We start from the raw sequence: 14,080 nt of genomic DNA, 5'->3' as shown, positions 1-14,080 counted from the left end.
GCAGGTCCGCCGGTTACATTGAAGCGTGGACGACAACGTGGACGACAACGTGCATGACCGCGTTGGCGACACGGAGCGCGCACTGGCAGCACAGTTCGCACCGGTCGCGCGCCGACTGGATCCGCAGGCCCGGTTGGCCAGGGTCCGCCGACTGGCCGGCGGGATGTCCGCCCAGATCACCGTGCTGGAGCTCGTCCGGCCCGATCATGATCCACAGAGCAGCCCAGACCGGGTGGTGGTGCGCCAGTACGGCGCCAAGAACGTCGCCGCCGACGCTCGTCCGGCGGCCACCGAGACCCGGCTACTGTCGTTGCTGCGCGCGGCCGGCATCCCGGTGCCGGATCCGCGACTGGCCGACGACAGCTCACAACTGCTCGACGGCCCATACGCAGTGGTCGGCTTCGTGCCCGGTGCCGGACCCGCACCGATCTGGTCGCCGACACTGGCCGAGCAACTGGTCGAGGTCCTGGTCCGGCTGCACCAGCTGGACGCCGGCCCGGTCCAGGGCTGGCTGCGGCCGTATGCCGCCCGGGTGGATCGCTGGCTGGCGAGGCCCGCTGCCGAGCCCGACGAGCCGATGCGCGAGACGGCGATCCGGCAGGTGCTCGGCGACTGGTGGCCGCGCCGGACGGAGCTGACGCCGAGGATCCTGCACGGCGACTACTGGCCGGGCAACACGATGTGGGCCGCCGATCGGCTGCTGGCGGTCATCGACTGGGAGGACGCCGCGTGGGGCGACCAACGCTCCGACCTGGCCAACATCCGGCTCGAGCTGCTCTGGGCGTACGGCTGGACGGCGTGCGAGGACTTCACCCGACGCTACCGGGACGCGTTCGCCGACCTCGACTTCACCGACCAGCCCTACTGGGACCTGGTCGCGGCGACCCGCCCGGTCGGGCGGCTGGCCGAGTGGGGGCTGGATCCGGCCGGGCTGGAGAGCTTCCTGAATCAATACCAAGACTTCGTCGACGCCGCGCTGGCCGAAGTCGGAAGCCGAGCCTCTCGCGCGTAAAGTTGCTTTGTGGACCACATCCGAGGGCACCTGCTGCTGTTCCTGGCGGTGACCGTCGGGTCAGCGATCCCCTTCGTACCGACCGGCGAAATGGTCAGCGGCAGTTCCGCGCTGGCCGCCAACTCCCGGCTGGACATCATCCTGATCTTCTTCGTCACCTGGGCGGCCTCGGTGCTGGGTGACACCATCCTGCTGCTCGAGGCACGGCTCGGCGCCAACCGACTGCGTCCGTGGCTGGAACGCCGCAAATACTACGAGCGGGTCCACCAGGCCGAGGAGAAGCTGCACCGCAACGCCTTCAGCTCGATCATCACCGGCCGGCTCGTCCCCGGCGGCCGTGCGCCGGTGATCATCGCCCTCGGGCTCGGGCGCTATTCGGTCCGCAGATTCATCGTCTACGACACCGTCGCCTGCGGCCTGTGGGCGCTGATCTACTCGACCATCGGCAGCCTCGGCGGCAAGATCTCCGACCATCCGATCCTCGGCATGGTCATCGCCATCGCCTTCGCGGTCTGCATGAGCGTGATCGTGCAGCAGGTCATCCGGCTGGTGCAGTGGCAGCGGGCCCACCGGTCCGGCACCGAGTTGCCACCGTCGCAGATCGAGGCGGCCTCCGATGTGCTGACCGATCTGACCTACCTGCACAAGGCCCATCAGCCGGTTGAGATCGATGTCGACAGCGCCCCGTCGATCCCGCTGCCGCAGCCCCGCCAACCGGAGATGCGTACCGCTCGATCCCCGAAGCCCACCCAGCACGACCGCTGACGGCCCACCTCCGGGCAGGCCGTACGGCTATTTCACCGAGCCTGCCATCACGCCCTGGACGAAGTAGCGCTGGAAACCCAGGAAGACGATCAGCGGTACGACCAGGGACAGGAACGCTCCCGGTGCCAGGATGTCGATGCTGCTGCCGAACTGCCGGGTCTGGCTGGCCAGCGCTACGGTCAGCGGCTGGCTGGAGCTGTCGCTGAAGACCAACGCCACCAGCAGGTCGTTCCACACCCAGAGGAACTGAAAGATCCCCAGCGAGGCGATCGCCGGCATCCCGAGCGGAAGGATCAGGCTGAAGAAGATCCGGCCCTCGCCGGCGCCGTCCATCCGTGCCGCCTCCATCAACTCCGACGGGATCCCGGCGAAGTAGTTGCGCAGCAGGAAGATCGCGAACGGCAGCCCGAAGCCGACGTGGAAGAAGATCACCGAGATGATCGAACCGGTCAGGCCGAGGGCGGCGTACAGCTTGACCACGGGGATCAGCGCGATCTGGATCGGGATCACCAACAGGCCGACCACCACCAGGAAGGCGAAGTCCCTGCCGGGGAAGCGCATCCAGGCGAATGCGTAGCCCGCGGCTGAGCCGATCAAGATCACCAGGACGGTTGCCGGCACCGTGATCAACACGGTGTTCAGGAAGCCGGACCGCATCGCCGGGGTCTCGAGCAGTGCCTGGTAGTTGGCCACCGTCAGCTGGGCGGGATGGATCAGCGCATGCCACCAGCCGCCGCCCGAATACTGGGTCGGATCGCGCAACGACTCGACCAACAGGCCGAAGGTCGGCAGCAGCCACAACAGCGCCACGATGATCAGCACGATCTGCAGCGCGCCGCTGCCCGTCCGTGCGGCCAGCCGAGCCGGTAGCCCACGATTTGCCGCACCGGTGACGATCCCGCTCCCGGCCGCTGTGGTCGCGGATGCTCCCGTCACAGTGGGCGCGGTCATGACTCGTCCTTTCTGAACCGCCTGATCTGGAAGATCATCGCGGGAATCACCAACAGCACCAGGACGATCCCGATCGCGCTCGCCGGGCCGAAACGCTGGTTGCCGTAATCGGTGTAGAGCTGCACCGCCAGCACATTGCCGTAGCGGGCGTCACCGCCGGCCGCCTGCTGGATGATGAAGACGATGTCGAAGATCTTCAGCACGTTGATCAACATCGTCACGAACACCACCAGCAGCACCGGTGACAACAACGGGACGGTGATCCGCCGGAACACCTGCCATTCCGATGCACCGTCGATCCGGGCTGCCTCGAGCACATCACGCGGTAGCGTCGACATCCCGGCCGACAACAACACCATCGCGAATCCGGCGTAGATCCACAGATAGGCGACGATGATCGACGGGGTGATCAGATCCTTGCCCAGCCAGGAGATGCCCTGGTAGGCGGCGGTGAAGTCCTGCCCTGGCAGGCGGATCTGGTAACTGCCGTTGCCGAGATCGGCGAAGCGGAAGGTGCCGTTCGCCTCCGTCGTGCCGGTGGCGACCACCTTGCCGTTCTGCAACGCCTCGACCTTGATCCCCGGAACGCCCAGCTCACCCTGGTCGACGGCACCCGAGGTGCCACCGCCACCGAGCTTGAAGTCGTTCCAGACAACGCCGGAAATGCCGTTACCGGGTGCCGGTTTGACGGCGGGCTCAGCACCCGGCGGCGGCGAGGTCAGGTTGAAGCCGGTCAGCGGGAACAGCGCGACATCGGAGGAGGTCACCGGGGTCGTCAAGGTGAAGCCCTGCTTCGGATTCCCGGTCAGGCCCTTGGCGCTGTTGCCCGGATGCAGCTCAGGGAAGGACCGCTGCGATCCGAACATGTCGTGCACGCCGATCACCACCGAGTTGGCCAGGCCGCGGCTCGGCGTGTCGACGTAGATCAGCGTCCAGGTCACGCCGGAGGCAAGAAACGAGATCGCCATCGGCATGAACAGGATGATCTTGAACGCTGCGCCCCAGTGGATCCGTTCGGTCAGCACCGCGAAGAACAACCCGAGGATTGTGACGACCGCCGGCACGACGATCACCCAGATGATGTTGTTCTCGAAGGCCTGCAGCGAATCCTGGGCGGTGAAGATCCCGATGTAGTTCTTCAGGCCGGCGAAGGTCGTCGCACGCCCGCTCGGCCCGTCGTTGAAGAAGCTCCGGATGACGGTGTAGATCAGCGGGTAGAGCACCAGCGCCCCGAGGAACACCACCGCGGGCAGCAGGAAGATCGCCGCGATCCAGCCGCGTTCCCCCGGCGAGCGCCCGGGCCGGCGGCGATCACTCGCCGCCGGCCGCCCCGGCGCCTCGACTACTGCCACTTGACCGCTTTGGCGTCCTTCTCCAGCTGCTTCTGTGCCGCCTTCACGTCGCCGTCGGTCAAGAACGTCTGGAGATCACCCCACTCGCCCTTGTTCGGGGTGCCACCGAATGCTGCCGGTGCCTGGTCCGACATGTCGAAACGGAAGTTGTCGCCGACCGAGACGATCTGCTGCCCGAGCTGGGCCGACGTCGGATCGGCGTAGTCGGAGGCAGTCAGATTCTTGTTCGCTGAGATGAAGCCGCTGCCCTGGGTGCCGACCAGGATCGCCGAGGCCTCCTTGCCGCCGAGGTATGCCATGAACTGCTGGGCGGCCTTGTTGTCGGTGAAACCGACCGCGAAGTCGCCGGCTGCCTCGACCACCGGTTTGGAGCCGTTGATCGACGGGAAGGACGCGACCTTGGCGTCCGTGCCGACCTTGGCCGGCAGCTTGTCGCTGGTGATCGTGGTGGCGACGAAGCTGGCCTCGTAGACGATCGCGGAGCTCGGGTTGGCCTTGAAGGTGTTGTCGACCGAGCCGGTGAACGGCACCTTGACGGCCTGGGCCGGATCGCCGACCAACTGCTTGTCGCCCCAGATCTGCTTAAGCGTGTTCAGCGCCGTGGTCACCGTCGGATCGGTCCACGGGATCTGGTGCTTGGTGAGCTTGTCGTAGTTCGCCAGCCCGGCGGTGCGGATGTAGACATTCTCGAACCAGTCGCTCAGCGTCCAGCCGTCACCGCCACCGACGGAGATCGGCGTGGTCACACCGGAGTCCGACAACGTCTTGGAATCCTTGATCAGATCCTGCCAGGTCGCCGGCGGCTTGGTGATCCCGGCGTTACCGAAGAGCTTATTGTTGTACCACAAGGTCGACTTGTTGGATGCATCAACCGGGACACCGTACAACTTGCCCTTGTATGAGCCGAGGGTCGCCCACTCCGAGGAGTAGTTGTCCTTGGTCGCCTGCTGCATCGCCGATGTCGCGGGCTTCAGATCGCCCGAGGACGCGTACTGCGCGATCGCACCGGGCAATGAAAGGATCGCCACGTCGGGCGGCGTACCACCGGCCACCTTGGTGCCGAGCACCGTCGCCTCGTCACCGCCGGCGGCGGGCGTGTAATGCCCAGTAGCCCCGGTCTCGGAGTCGAATTTGTCGAGCACGGCCTGGAATGCCTTCTGCTCCCCGCCGGTCCACTGACCGAGGATTGTGAACGACTGGCCCTTCAGGTCGCCGCCGGCGCTGGCGCTGGTCGCGGGAGCGGCCGGGCTGCTGGCTGACCCACTCGAACCACCGGAACCACCGCCTCCGCATGCAGCCAGCCCCACCAGAGTTGCTGCTGTCAATGAGCCGATCAGAAACCTGATTTTCCCCGCGGACACGGTTACTTCCTCCCTGATTTCGCCGTCTGGCGAAATATTGCCGACCTCTTCAGGCTAACCCGTGCGAGTTCACAGCAAACGGGGTGGGGTCCGTGCCCGCGGTCAGCGAGGGTCTGATCGTGACCGTGGGTTCAGATCGAATTCAGGCCGCCTGCGCCATCAGGAACGCCGATGCGGCTCACAGATACAGGCTCACAGATATAGGCCGGTGCTGCCGTCGTTGAGCCTCTCGGCGGCGACGGCATGTAAGTCACGCTCCCGCAGCAGGGTGTAGTCCTTGCCGCGGACTTCGACCTCGGCCTTCTCCTCGGGGTCGAAGAGCACCCGGTCGCCGACCTTGACGACCCGTACGCTGGCGCCGACCGCAACAACCTCTGCCCAGGCGAGCCGTCGGCTCATCGAGACCGTGGCAGGAATCAGGATGCCGCTGCCGCTACGGCGTTCTCCGGACTCGCTTTCCCGGATCACCAGGACCCGGTCGTGCAGCATCCGGATCGGCAGTTCGGCGCCGGCATCCAGGGACATGTCCTTCCCGGATCCGGACGGTGCAGACGCAGACAGCTCTTCCTCCAGTGTCGCTTGTGGGTGCTACAACTTGGCGCCGCGGACGATCTTGCGGACGACGAGAACAAACGTGACAAAGCCTGCCACTGCCCCGCCCACTGCCGCCAACCGGGAGGTCCGCAGCTCACCGTTGGGATAGAAGACCTGCGAGCGGAGATTGGCGACCTCGGCGCGGGCCAGCGTCTTGGCCGACTCGATCTGACGCTCCTTCACCCGCTGCGGGTGCACCTGGTCGATGAGCTGCTCGACCGACGATGCGAGGCGTTCGCGCGTTGCCGCAAGGTCCGCCTCGATCTGGGCTCGGCTGCGCGGCGTGCTCGACGCGGCCCGGCTGGGCGTCTGTTCGGTCACGGTGACCTCTCTTACTCGGCACAGGATCTTCGGTACGGCCTGTCGGCTGCTCTGGCGGCTACTCCGTCGGCCCAGCGTATCTACCCACAGTCGCGGCCGGAACAACCCTCGCCGTACGGGTCACTCTGCCATCGGATGCGACCCCACCGCCCAGCGCTCCTTGGTATGGCTCCAGAAGACCAGGATCCCGAAGACGACGGCCGCGGCGAGCATCGCGAGCGCCAGACAGAAGTAGGACCCTGCCTTGTTTCCCGGCCAGGGCGGCGTGGCCGACGGACCAGTCGGGGCCGGCGATGAACGCGGATCGATCGGTGTGGGTCCCGGCCATTAGGGTTCTGTCCATGAGCGATCGCCTCGGACCGGGGGACGTGGCCCCCGCCTTCAGCCTGCCCGATGCCACCGGCAAGACCGTCTCGTTGTCCGATTTCGCGGGCAAACGGGTGATCGTCTACTTCTATCCGGCCGCGATGACTCCCGGCTGCACCACCCAAGCCGTCGATTTCACGGCCGCCATGGACGAGTTGAGTTCGGCCGGGCTGAGCGTGCTCGGCATCTCGCCCGACGACACCGCGAAGCTGGCGAAATTCAAGGAGCGGGAGCACATCGGCTTCCCGCTGCTGTCCGACGCCGACAAGACCACGCTGTCCGCCTGGGGTGCGTACGGGGAGAAGCTGCTCTACGGCAAGCTGATCGAGGGCGTGCTGCGGTCGACCTTCGTGGTTGACGTGGACGCCGAGGGCAACGGCACCATCGCAGTCGCTCAGTACAACGTCCGCGCCAAGGGCCACGTGGCCAAGCTCCGCAAGGAGTTGGCCGTCTAGTAGTCCGACAGCGCGGCCAGCTCGTCGTCGGTGAGCCGGATCGCGGCCGCGGCGACATTCTGTTCCAGATGCTCCGGGCTCCCGGTGCCCGGGATGGCCAGCACGTTCGGCGACAGCTGCAGCGTCCAGGCCAGTCGGATCTGGGCTGGGCTGACGCCGTGACCGGCGGCGATCGCCCGGACCGATTTCTCGGCACCTCCGTGGGCACCGGCCCGGCCGCCGACGATGCTGAAGAACGGCACGTACGCGATCTGCTGTTCGGCACACAGCCGGATCAGTTCGCGCTGCCGGGCGGGCTGGTTGTCGACGCCGAACGCGTTCTGCACCTCGACGATCGGCGACGCCTCCAGCGCGACCGCGACCGCCTCCGGCCCGACATTGGAGATGCCGATGTGGCGGATCAGTCCCTCGTCGCGCAGATCGGCCAGGGCGCCGATGTAGTCGGCGACATTGGCCTCGCTGCGACGCCGGAAGTTGACCACGTCCAGGTGGTCCTGGCCAAGCTGACGCAGATTCTCCTCGACCTGACCGCGCAGCTGGTCCGGCCGGAGCTGGTCGATCCAGTTGCCCCACGGATCACGTCCGGGGCCGACCTTGGTCGCGATCACGAGGCCGTCGTACGGCGCCAGGGCGGTGTTGATCAACTCGTTGGCCGAGCGCAGCGGACTGAAGTAGAAGGCCGCGGTGTCGATGTGGTTGACGCCCAGTTCGACGGCTCTGCGCAGGACCGCGATCGATTCGTCGCGGTCGCCCGCCAGCCGCATCGCACCGAAGCCCAGCCGGTTGACGGTCAGGTCGCCCAGCGTCCAGGTGCCGGCCGCGTCGGCGGTGACCGTCATTCCTGCGGGCCGCCGACCACGACATTCCATTCCCGGACCGACACGACGCGTACGCCATCGGCCTGGAAGTACGGATCCTCGTCCACCAGCCGCTGGGCCTCGTCGGCCTCGGTGTTGAAGATCAACAGCGCGCCGGTGTCGTCTGGCCACGGCCCGGACGCAAAGACCTTGCCCTCGGCATGCAGCCCGTTGAGGCGCTCCCGGTGCGCGGGGCGCAGCCGATCCCGCTCCGGGCTCGGCGTGGTGTAGGCGACTTCGACAGCGATCATGACCGTGACCTTACAAGTCATCCCCGCCGAGGCCAGGGCGACTCATCGGGTTCGTGGCGGGCTGATGTTTTGGGCACCGGCGTAATCCGCACAAGCGCGCGGTTGGTCTTCGAAAACCCGTCGACCGCGCAACGCGGCCCGGCCAGACTGTGGGCGATGACGACAAGCGAAGTCTGGGGCCGGCAACAAGCAGAACGCTACGACGCCAACCAAGCCGGCATGTATGCACCCGAGGTGCTCAACCCCACTGTTGACTTCCTCGCTGACCTTGCGGGCACCGGGGCAGCACTCGAGTTCGCGATCGGAACCGGTCGCGTCGGGGTCGCGCTGACTGGTCGCGGCGTTCCCGTGACCGGCATTGAGCTGTCCGGGCCAATGGTCGCCCAACTTCGCCAGAAGGTCGGCGAAGCAGAGTTGCCAGTGATCATCGGCGACATGGCCACCACGACCATCGATGGTGAGTTCGCTCTGGTCTACCTGGTCTTCAACACCATCTCGAACCTACGAACGCAGGCCGAACAGGTCGAGTGCTTCCGAAATGCCGCACGACATCTGAGCCCTGGCGGACGATTCGTGATCGAGCTGTGGGTGCCGCCGATCCGCCGCCTTGCCCCAGGGCAGCAGATCGTTGCGATGGACGTCAGTGATGGACACGCGTCCTTCGACACCTACGATCTGGTGACGCAGCAATGCATCTCTCATCACTACGATCGCGATGCCGAAGGCACAATCCGCTACGGGTCCGGCGGCTTCCGATACGTCTGGCCGTCGGAGTGCGATCTCATGGCGATGGTCGCAGGACTCGAACTCGAGTCACGGTATGCAGACTGGCGTCGAAGCCCGTTCACCTCCGAGAGCGACAGCCACGTCTCGGTTTGGCGCAAGCCGGCCTGACTCGCAAAGGGAATTGACCTGGCAGGAGGTCAACTGGGGTCCGAAATCGTGGATGCCAGCCCACCGCGGAGTTCGTCAAACCAACCGTCGCCGAGTTCATGACTCGACCGCCCGTGAACCCAGGTGTCCAGACCATCGTCAGCCCATCGTGGCACCACATGAAAGTGCAAATGGTCGACGGTCTGGTCCGAGTTTGGACCGCTGGCGTTGAGCACGTTGACCCCGGAGGCGCCAATCGTGGTTGCCATCTGCTGCGCGACCCGCTGGACCAGAAGCGCAACCTCCTGGATGCCATGCGGCGAGACGTCCTGCACGCCGACCGCATGCTCGTTCGAGATGACCAGGGTGTGCCCCAGAGCCAGCCAACCATGTCGCAGCGGCAGTAGCGCCGATGCTGACTGTCCCCGCCATAGCCATTCCGCCGACCCGTCACCGTTGAGTAACGAGCAAAAGACGCAGTCCGGCATAGCCAAGAAGTCTGTCATAACCGCCCACCGCCGTTCGGCCCGTTTCAGCCGGGATCGGCGTCCCTCACCGGACAGGCTGAATTCGATCAGGGCGCACCGTTGCCCACAAGCCCGTCGATCGCTTCGCGGATGATCGAAATCTGGCCCGTGTGCAGCAAGTTCTCTTCCAAGATGTCGACCAGCCGGCGCCGACGATTGACCACATAGTCCGGATCGTCGGTGCACTCGACGTCGAGGCCGCCGTCGGCGACAAGGCCGGCCCACTCGTCCCGGCAGCGACCGATCGTGCCGTACCACAGGCTGTAGAGCTCCTCGGGCGGCAGCTTCGGCGCCTCCTGCCACTCGGCGCCGTAGTGTTCCTCGCCGTCCGAGCCGATCACCGGTGACCCCGGTGCGCGGCCGGCAGCGGATGCCGTCCACATCTCCTCGACCTTGGCCAGGTGCACCATCGTGCCTGCGACCGTCAGACCCGACGGAGGGTGTTTGGCCCCTAACTGCGAGGACTTCAGGCCCCCGGACTAGTGCCACACCTGCAGGCTAGGACCTGACGTCGCGTCAGAATCAAGACCAACGCAGCGAAGCCAGGTAGGCGAGGCTGCGCGGCACCTGGTCGGCGGTCGATGGACTCTCGTCCTCGATGTAGTAGTGCTCGATCGATGACTCGCGGGCCGCGCGGAGGATGTCGGGCAGATCGAGTTGGCCGTCCCCGAGAGCGACGTCATTCTCGGGTGCGGTCGATCCGCTCAGGTCGCCCACGACCCCGCACCGGAGGTCTTTGAGGTGCATCAGGCGGAATCGGTCCGGATAGCGACGCAGCAGCTGCGCCGGATCCTGGCCGGGGAAGAAGGTCCACAGGACATCCAGTTCGAAGCCCACCACGGCAGGTTCGGTGCTCTGCATGATCAGATCGAACAGCGTGCCGTCGTTGTGAGGCACGAACTCGTACCCGTGATTGTGATAGCAGAACGTGAGGTCGTGCTCGGAACGCAGCCGGCTTCCGATCCGGTTGAAGGTGGCCGCGGCGTCAAGGGCCTGCTGATGGTCGAAGGGCGATTCGTGAGGAATCCACGCGACGCGTACGAAGCGTGCCCCAAGGGTTTTCGCTGCCGCCGCGACCGCATCGGTGGAGTCCTGAAGATCGGCGTACCCGACGCCGTAGGACGAACAGGACATGCCTCGTTCGTCAAGCAGGGTACGAATCTCGGCCGCGGTCCGACCGAACAGGTTGGAGAATTCGATGTCGGTCACACCGAGCGATCGGATGTGGTCCAGGGTTCCCGCGACGTCCTCGTCGAACTCCCGACGATAGGTGAATGACACCATTCCTGGCGTCCGGGGAAACAGCCGGCCCTCGGTTGCCTGAGCTGTGGTCATGGATGCCTCCTTCGAGCCGGTCGGTCAGGACGAGAACGACGCGCTCATGTCCGCCACGCCACCAGACGTCGCGGCGTTCGCGTCGAAGGTCGATGACTCCCGCTTCCCCGACAGCCACTGCTCGAACGTCGCCGGATCGAGCGGCAACTCCACCGTACGATCCAGCTCGGAGGACAAGATGATCGCGTTGGCCAACGACACCGAGGCACGCCCCTCGGCAGCCTCGGCGATCAGCGAACCCTCGCCGCGGATGGTCGAGACGAACGCGTTGATCACCTCGGTGTGGTGTCCGCCCTTGCCGTCGATCTCGATCGTCTCGAGCGACGTCTCCGGGCCACCGAAAGACTTCTCGGTCGTGGCGTTCCACTCCGAGGTCGGCATGGCGGTCCGGGTGAACTCGAGCCGGTCCGGGTAGACCACGACGCGGCCGTTGTCGCCGATGATCTCGCGGCGGTCGGTTCCGGGTGCCTCGCCGGTGGTCGCCACCAGCACCGCGGTGCTGCCGTCAGCGAACTCCAGCAGGGCATTCACCTCGTCCTCGACCTCGATCGGGTGGTACTTGCCGATCGGGCAGAACGCGCGAACCCGCTGCGGCAACCCGAAAAGCCACTGGAAGAGGTCCAGGTCGTGCGGGAGCTGGTTGACCAGCATGCCGCCGCCCTCACCGCCCCAGGTCGCACGCCAATTGCTGGAGCGGTAGTACGCGTTGGACCGGAACCAGGCGGTGAGGATCCAGTTGATCCGGCGGATCCTGCCGAGCTGCCCGGACTGGATCAGCTCACGCAGCTTCCGATAGCGGGGTTCGGTACGGGTGTCGAACATGACAGCGAACACCTGGTCGGGATTGGTGTGGGCGGCGATCATCCGGTCGCAGTCGGCCTGATGCACCGCCAGCGGCTTCTCCACCAGCACATGCAGACCGTGGCTGAGGGCGTCGATGCTGATCGGGGTGTGCGCATAGTGCGGTGCCGAGATGATCACGGCGTCGACCTCGCCGGAGGCGATCATCGCGGCGCTGTCGCTCCAACCCTTCAGGTGCGGATGCCGGGCCAGTGCCGCCGGATCCGAGTCGCAGATCCCGACCAGCCGTGCGTGTGCGATCTCTCCACGCTCGAACCGGGCCACGTGCGTCGTGCCGATGTTGCCGATGCCGATGATGCCGAAGCGGACGTCTGTCATGGGTATTGATCATTCCAGACGACGAAGATCGACAACCACCGGCACGTGACGGAGAACTTCGAACGAACCGCAGCTCGCAAAGGCCCTACTGTGCAGACGCGGTTCGGTGGCGCACGAGCACGCCGAGCAGATCCTCGCCTGCCGGGAAGCGCCCGACCGAGTAGGAAGAGAAGGCGGGCGCAGCAGCGGCGAGCCGGGGGTGTCATCCAGCGTCGAGGTCCCTGATAACCCGGCAGCTCATCGCGGCGATGGCGGCCCGCTCCTCGGGAGCCAGGCGGTCGAGGACGAGACGGCGAACGTTCTCCGAGTGGAGTCGCACGGCGCGCCGTGCGGCTTCCCATCCGGTCGCGGTAAGCCGCACGCCGGTCCTACGCCCGGGCGCGCCGTCCTCCTCGCGCGCGAGTAGACAGCGGGACTCCATGCGGGTGAGCTGGTGGGCCACGCGGCCCTTGTCCCAGTCCAGAGCCTCGGCGACCTCGCCCACGCGCTTCCGTCCCTCCGGGGCGGCCTCCAGCGTCACCAGGACGCTGAAGTCTGCCTTCGAGAGCGCCAGCTCCTGCTGCAGCGCCCTGTCGAACTCGCGGTTGAGCAGGCGCTGCGAACGGACCCAAGCGTCCCAGAACTCCCAGTCCTGCTCCGTGAGTACTCCCAGCTCCGCCATGTGGTCATCCTACGCCAAGAGTTGACATCGCAACTCTACGAGCTACAGTTGCTACGTCAACTCTTCAGGAGGCGGAAGGACATGCAGCGATGAGCAAGGTTGTCGTGGTCGGCGGCGGATACGCCGGGACGATGGTGGCGAAGGCCTTGGACCCAGAGGCAGAGCTGATCCTCATCGACCCGCGGGATTCCTTCGTCAACGTCTCCAGCTCGATGCGGGCCCTGGTCCGCCCCGACTGGGCGGACCGCCCATTCTTCGCCTACGACCGCCTGCTCGACCGCGGACGAATCGTCCGCGGCAGCGTCACATCGGCCGACGCCGCCGGCGTGACCCTCGCGAGCGGGGAGCGCGTCAACGCCGACTATCTGGTGCTGGCCACCGGGTCCGCGCACGCCTACCCCGCCAGGCCGCACCTGCCAGAGACCAGCGCCACAGAGGCCGCGCGAGACTTGCGCGCCACCGGCCAGCAGCTCGTACGAGCAGGGCGCGTCCTCATCATCGGAGGCGGGCCTGTCGGCCTCGAGCTCGCCGGCGAGATCCGCGAGGCCTGGCCCGACAAGCACGTCACCATCATCGACCGCTCCAGCCAGGCGCTGCCCGGATACCTCCCGGAGGTCCGCGAGCAGCTGCACCGCCAGCTCGACGGCCTCGGCATCGAACTGCGGCTGGGCACCGCAATCGAATCGATGCCCGACGTCCCGGATGGCGTCGCGACAGCATTCGCCGTGCAGACCACCGACGGCGAGGCGATCACCGCCGACATCTGGTTCCGCTGCTTCGGATCACAGCCCAACACCGGTTTTCTCGACGACGGTGCCCTGACCGAGCTCACCGAACGTCACACCGTCGCGGTCGACGGTCACCTCAACGTCGTCGGGCATCCCAGGGTCTACGCCTTGGGCGACATCGCCGAGCTCCCCGACGCGAAAATGGCCACCTGGGCGCAGACCCAAGCCCCAACAGTGATCGAGAACATCCTCGCGCAGCTGCGCGGCGGGGACGCCACCTCTGTCTACGAGCCTGACGCCACCCCTCGCCTCCTGCTCCCCCTCGGGTCCCGCTTCGGCGTTGGCCAGCTGCCCTCGCCCGACGGCGGCTCGGTGCCCGCTCCCGTCGAAGCCGTTGTCCAACGCAAGGGCACCGACCTCTTCACCGCCCGCTTCGCAGAGCGCTTCGGCTCCTGACGCGTGGGCTGCTCCCCCGCGCTCGGCCGCCCACCA

The 14,080-nt window shown here is 66.4% G+C and carries 17 protein-coding genes; 5 read left to right on the top strand and 12 right to left on the bottom strand.

Annotated features, from left to right (window positions below):
• Window positions 1-25: 25 nt before the first annotated feature.
• Window positions 26-1,012 (top strand): phosphotransferase family protein, encoded by a 987-nt coding sequence (locus IEY07_RS09160; protein ID WP_188894918.1) that lies wholly within the window; start codon window positions 26-28, stop codon window positions 1,010-1,012.
• 9 nt (window positions 1,013-1,021) lie between these two features.
• Window positions 1,022-1,777, top strand: a complete 756-nt coding sequence (locus tag IEY07_RS09155) for a DedA family protein (RefSeq protein ID WP_188894917.1) — start codon at window positions 1,022-1,024, stop codon at window positions 1,775-1,777.
• 27 nt (window positions 1,778-1,804) lie between these two features.
• Here IEY07_RS09155 and IEY07_RS09150 read toward each other — a convergent pair whose 3' ends face one another.
• The 5 genes from IEY07_RS09150 to IEY07_RS09130 form a co-directional block, all read right to left on the bottom strand.
• Window positions 1,805-2,728 carry a carbohydrate ABC transporter permease gene (locus tag IEY07_RS09150; RefSeq protein ID WP_188894916.1) on the bottom strand — a complete coding sequence of 308 codons (924 nt, stop codon included), beginning with the start codon at window positions 2,726-2,728 and terminating at the stop codon, window positions 1,805-1,807.
• Entirely contained in the window at window positions 2,725-4,080 is a 1,356-nt protein-coding gene (locus IEY07_RS09145) for an ABC transporter permease (RefSeq protein WP_188894915.1), read from the bottom strand. Before IEY07_RS09145 ends, IEY07_RS09150 begins: the two co-directional genes overlap by 4 nt.
• Entirely contained in the window at window positions 4,071-5,441 is a 1,371-nt protein-coding gene (locus IEY07_RS09140) for an ABC transporter substrate-binding protein (protein ID WP_229669885.1), read from the bottom strand. The genes IEY07_RS09145 and IEY07_RS09140 overlap by 10 nt, the downstream gene beginning before the upstream one ends.
• Window positions 5,442-5,633: 192 nt before the next feature.
• Window positions 5,634-5,966: a GroES family chaperonin gene (locus tag IEY07_RS09135; protein ID WP_188894913.1), complete on the bottom strand. Its 333-nt coding sequence runs from the start codon at window positions 5,964-5,966 to the stop codon at window positions 5,634-5,636.
• 63 nt (window positions 5,967-6,029) lie between these two features.
• Entirely contained in the window at window positions 6,030-6,356 is a 327-nt protein-coding gene (locus IEY07_RS09130) for a DUF3618 domain-containing protein (protein ID WP_188894912.1), read from the bottom strand.
• A gap of 341 nt (window positions 6,357-6,697) precedes the next feature.
• Here IEY07_RS09130 and bcp point away from each other — a divergent pair, with 341 nt between their 5' ends.
• On the top strand, window positions 6,698-7,177 hold the full coding sequence (gene bcp / locus IEY07_RS09125) for a thioredoxin-dependent thiol peroxidase (protein ID WP_229669884.1): 480 nt from the start codon (window positions 6,698-6,700) through the stop codon (window positions 7,175-7,177).
• On the opposite strand, the gene IEY07_RS09120 is transcribed toward bcp, so the two are convergent.
• On the bottom strand, window positions 7,174-8,016 hold the full coding sequence (locus tag IEY07_RS09120; protein WP_188894911.1) for an aldo/keto reductase: 843 nt from the start codon (window positions 8,014-8,016) through the stop codon (window positions 7,174-7,176). The genes bcp and IEY07_RS09120 overlap by 4 nt on opposite strands.
• On the bottom strand, window positions 8,013-8,285 hold the full coding sequence (locus IEY07_RS09115) for a YciI family protein (RefSeq protein ID WP_188894910.1): 273 nt from the start codon (window positions 8,283-8,285) through the stop codon (window positions 8,013-8,015). Before IEY07_RS09115 ends, IEY07_RS09120 begins: the two co-directional genes overlap by 4 nt.
• A gap of 156 nt (window positions 8,286-8,441) precedes the next feature.
• Here IEY07_RS09115 and IEY07_RS09110 point away from each other — a divergent pair, with 156 nt between their 5' ends.
• Complete coding sequence (locus IEY07_RS09110; RefSeq protein WP_188894909.1) at window positions 8,442-9,179, top strand: class I SAM-dependent DNA methyltransferase; 738 nt, start codon at window positions 8,442-8,444, stop codon at window positions 9,177-9,179.
• 29 nt (window positions 9,180-9,208) lie between these two features.
• Here IEY07_RS09110 and IEY07_RS09105 read toward each other — a convergent pair whose 3' ends face one another.
• The 5 genes from IEY07_RS09105 to IEY07_RS09085 form a co-directional block, all read right to left on the bottom strand.
• Entirely contained in the window at window positions 9,209-9,664 is a 456-nt protein-coding gene (locus IEY07_RS09105; protein ID WP_188894908.1) for an HIT family protein, read from the bottom strand.
• Between the two features lie 68 nt (window positions 9,665-9,732).
• Entirely contained in the window at window positions 9,733-10,155 is a 423-nt protein-coding gene (locus IEY07_RS09100; RefSeq protein WP_188895393.1) for a mycothiol transferase, read from the bottom strand.
• Window positions 10,156-10,207: 52 nt separating this feature from the next.
• Entirely contained in the window at window positions 10,208-11,020 is an 813-nt protein-coding gene (locus IEY07_RS09095) for a sugar phosphate isomerase/epimerase family protein (RefSeq protein WP_188894907.1), read from the bottom strand.
• Window positions 11,021-11,044: 24 nt separating this feature from the next.
• On the bottom strand, window positions 11,045-12,199 hold the full coding sequence (locus IEY07_RS09090) for a Gfo/Idh/MocA family protein (protein WP_188894906.1): 1,155 nt from the start codon (window positions 12,197-12,199) through the stop codon (window positions 11,045-11,047).
• A gap of 202 nt (window positions 12,200-12,401) precedes the next feature.
• The gene (locus IEY07_RS09085; RefSeq protein ID WP_188894905.1) at window positions 12,402-12,860 is read right to left on the bottom strand and encodes a MarR family winged helix-turn-helix transcriptional regulator; all 459 of its coding nucleotides are present in this window, start codon (window positions 12,858-12,860) and stop codon (window positions 12,402-12,404) included.
• Window positions 12,861-12,949: 89 nt separating this feature from the next.
• On the opposite strand from IEY07_RS09085, the gene IEY07_RS09080 reads away from it, so the two are divergent.
• The gene (locus IEY07_RS09080; protein ID WP_188894904.1) at window positions 12,950-14,044 is read left to right on the top strand and encodes an NAD(P)/FAD-dependent oxidoreductase; all 1,095 of its coding nucleotides are present in this window, start codon (window positions 12,950-12,952) and stop codon (window positions 14,042-14,044) included.
• Window positions 14,045-14,080: the final 36 nt, after the last annotated feature.

This window comes from Microlunatus endophyticus (assembly GCF_014646195.1).
Taxonomy (GTDB): domain Bacteria; phylum Actinomycetota; class Actinomycetes; order Propionibacteriales; family Propionibacteriaceae; genus Microlunatus; species Microlunatus endophyticus.
The sequence above is the reverse complement of the archived record's forward strand: the minus strand, read 5'-3'. Positions and strand labels throughout refer to the sequence as shown.

Bases quoted from the DNA above. Each gene is read 5' to 3' on its own strand.
- IEY07_RS09090 (WP_188894906.1), bottom strand. From the start codon at position 12,199: ATGACAGACGTCCGCTTCGGCATCATCGGCATCGGCAACATCGGCACG.
- IEY07_RS09135 (WP_188894913.1), bottom strand. From the start codon at position 5,966: ATGTCCCTGGATGCCGGCGCCGAACTGCCGATCCGGATGCTGCACGAC.
- IEY07_RS09120 (WP_188894911.1), bottom strand. From the start codon at position 8,016: ATGACGGTCACCGCCGACGCGGCCGGCACCTGGACGCTGGGCGACCTG.
- IEY07_RS09085 (WP_188894905.1), bottom strand. From the start codon at position 12,860: ATGGCGGAGCTGGGAGTACTCACGGAGCAGGACTGGGAGTTCTGGGAC.
- IEY07_RS09080 (WP_188894904.1), top strand. From the start codon at position 12,950: ATGAGCAAGGTTGTCGTGGTCGGCGGCGGATACGCCGGGACGATGGTG.
- IEY07_RS09095 (WP_188894907.1), bottom strand. From the start codon at position 11,020: ATGACCACAGCTCAGGCAACCGAGGGCCGGCTGTTTCCCCGGACGCCA.
- IEY07_RS09110 (WP_188894909.1), top strand. From the start codon at position 8,442: ATGACGACAAGCGAAGTCTGGGGCCGGCAACAAGCAGAACGCTACGAC.
- IEY07_RS09150 (WP_188894916.1), bottom strand. From the start codon at position 2,728: ATGACCGCGCCCACTGTGACGGGAGCATCCGCGACCACAGCGGCCGGG.
- IEY07_RS09105 (WP_188894908.1), bottom strand. From the start codon at position 9,664: ATGACAGACTTCTTGGCTATGCCGGACTGCGTCTTTTGCTCGTTACTC.
- bcp (WP_229669884.1), top strand. From the start codon at position 6,698: ATGAGCGATCGCCTCGGACCGGGGGACGTGGCCCCCGCCTTCAGCCTG.
- IEY07_RS09115 (WP_188894910.1), bottom strand. From the start codon at position 8,285: ATGATCGCTGTCGAAGTCGCCTACACCACGCCGAGCCCGGAGCGGGAT.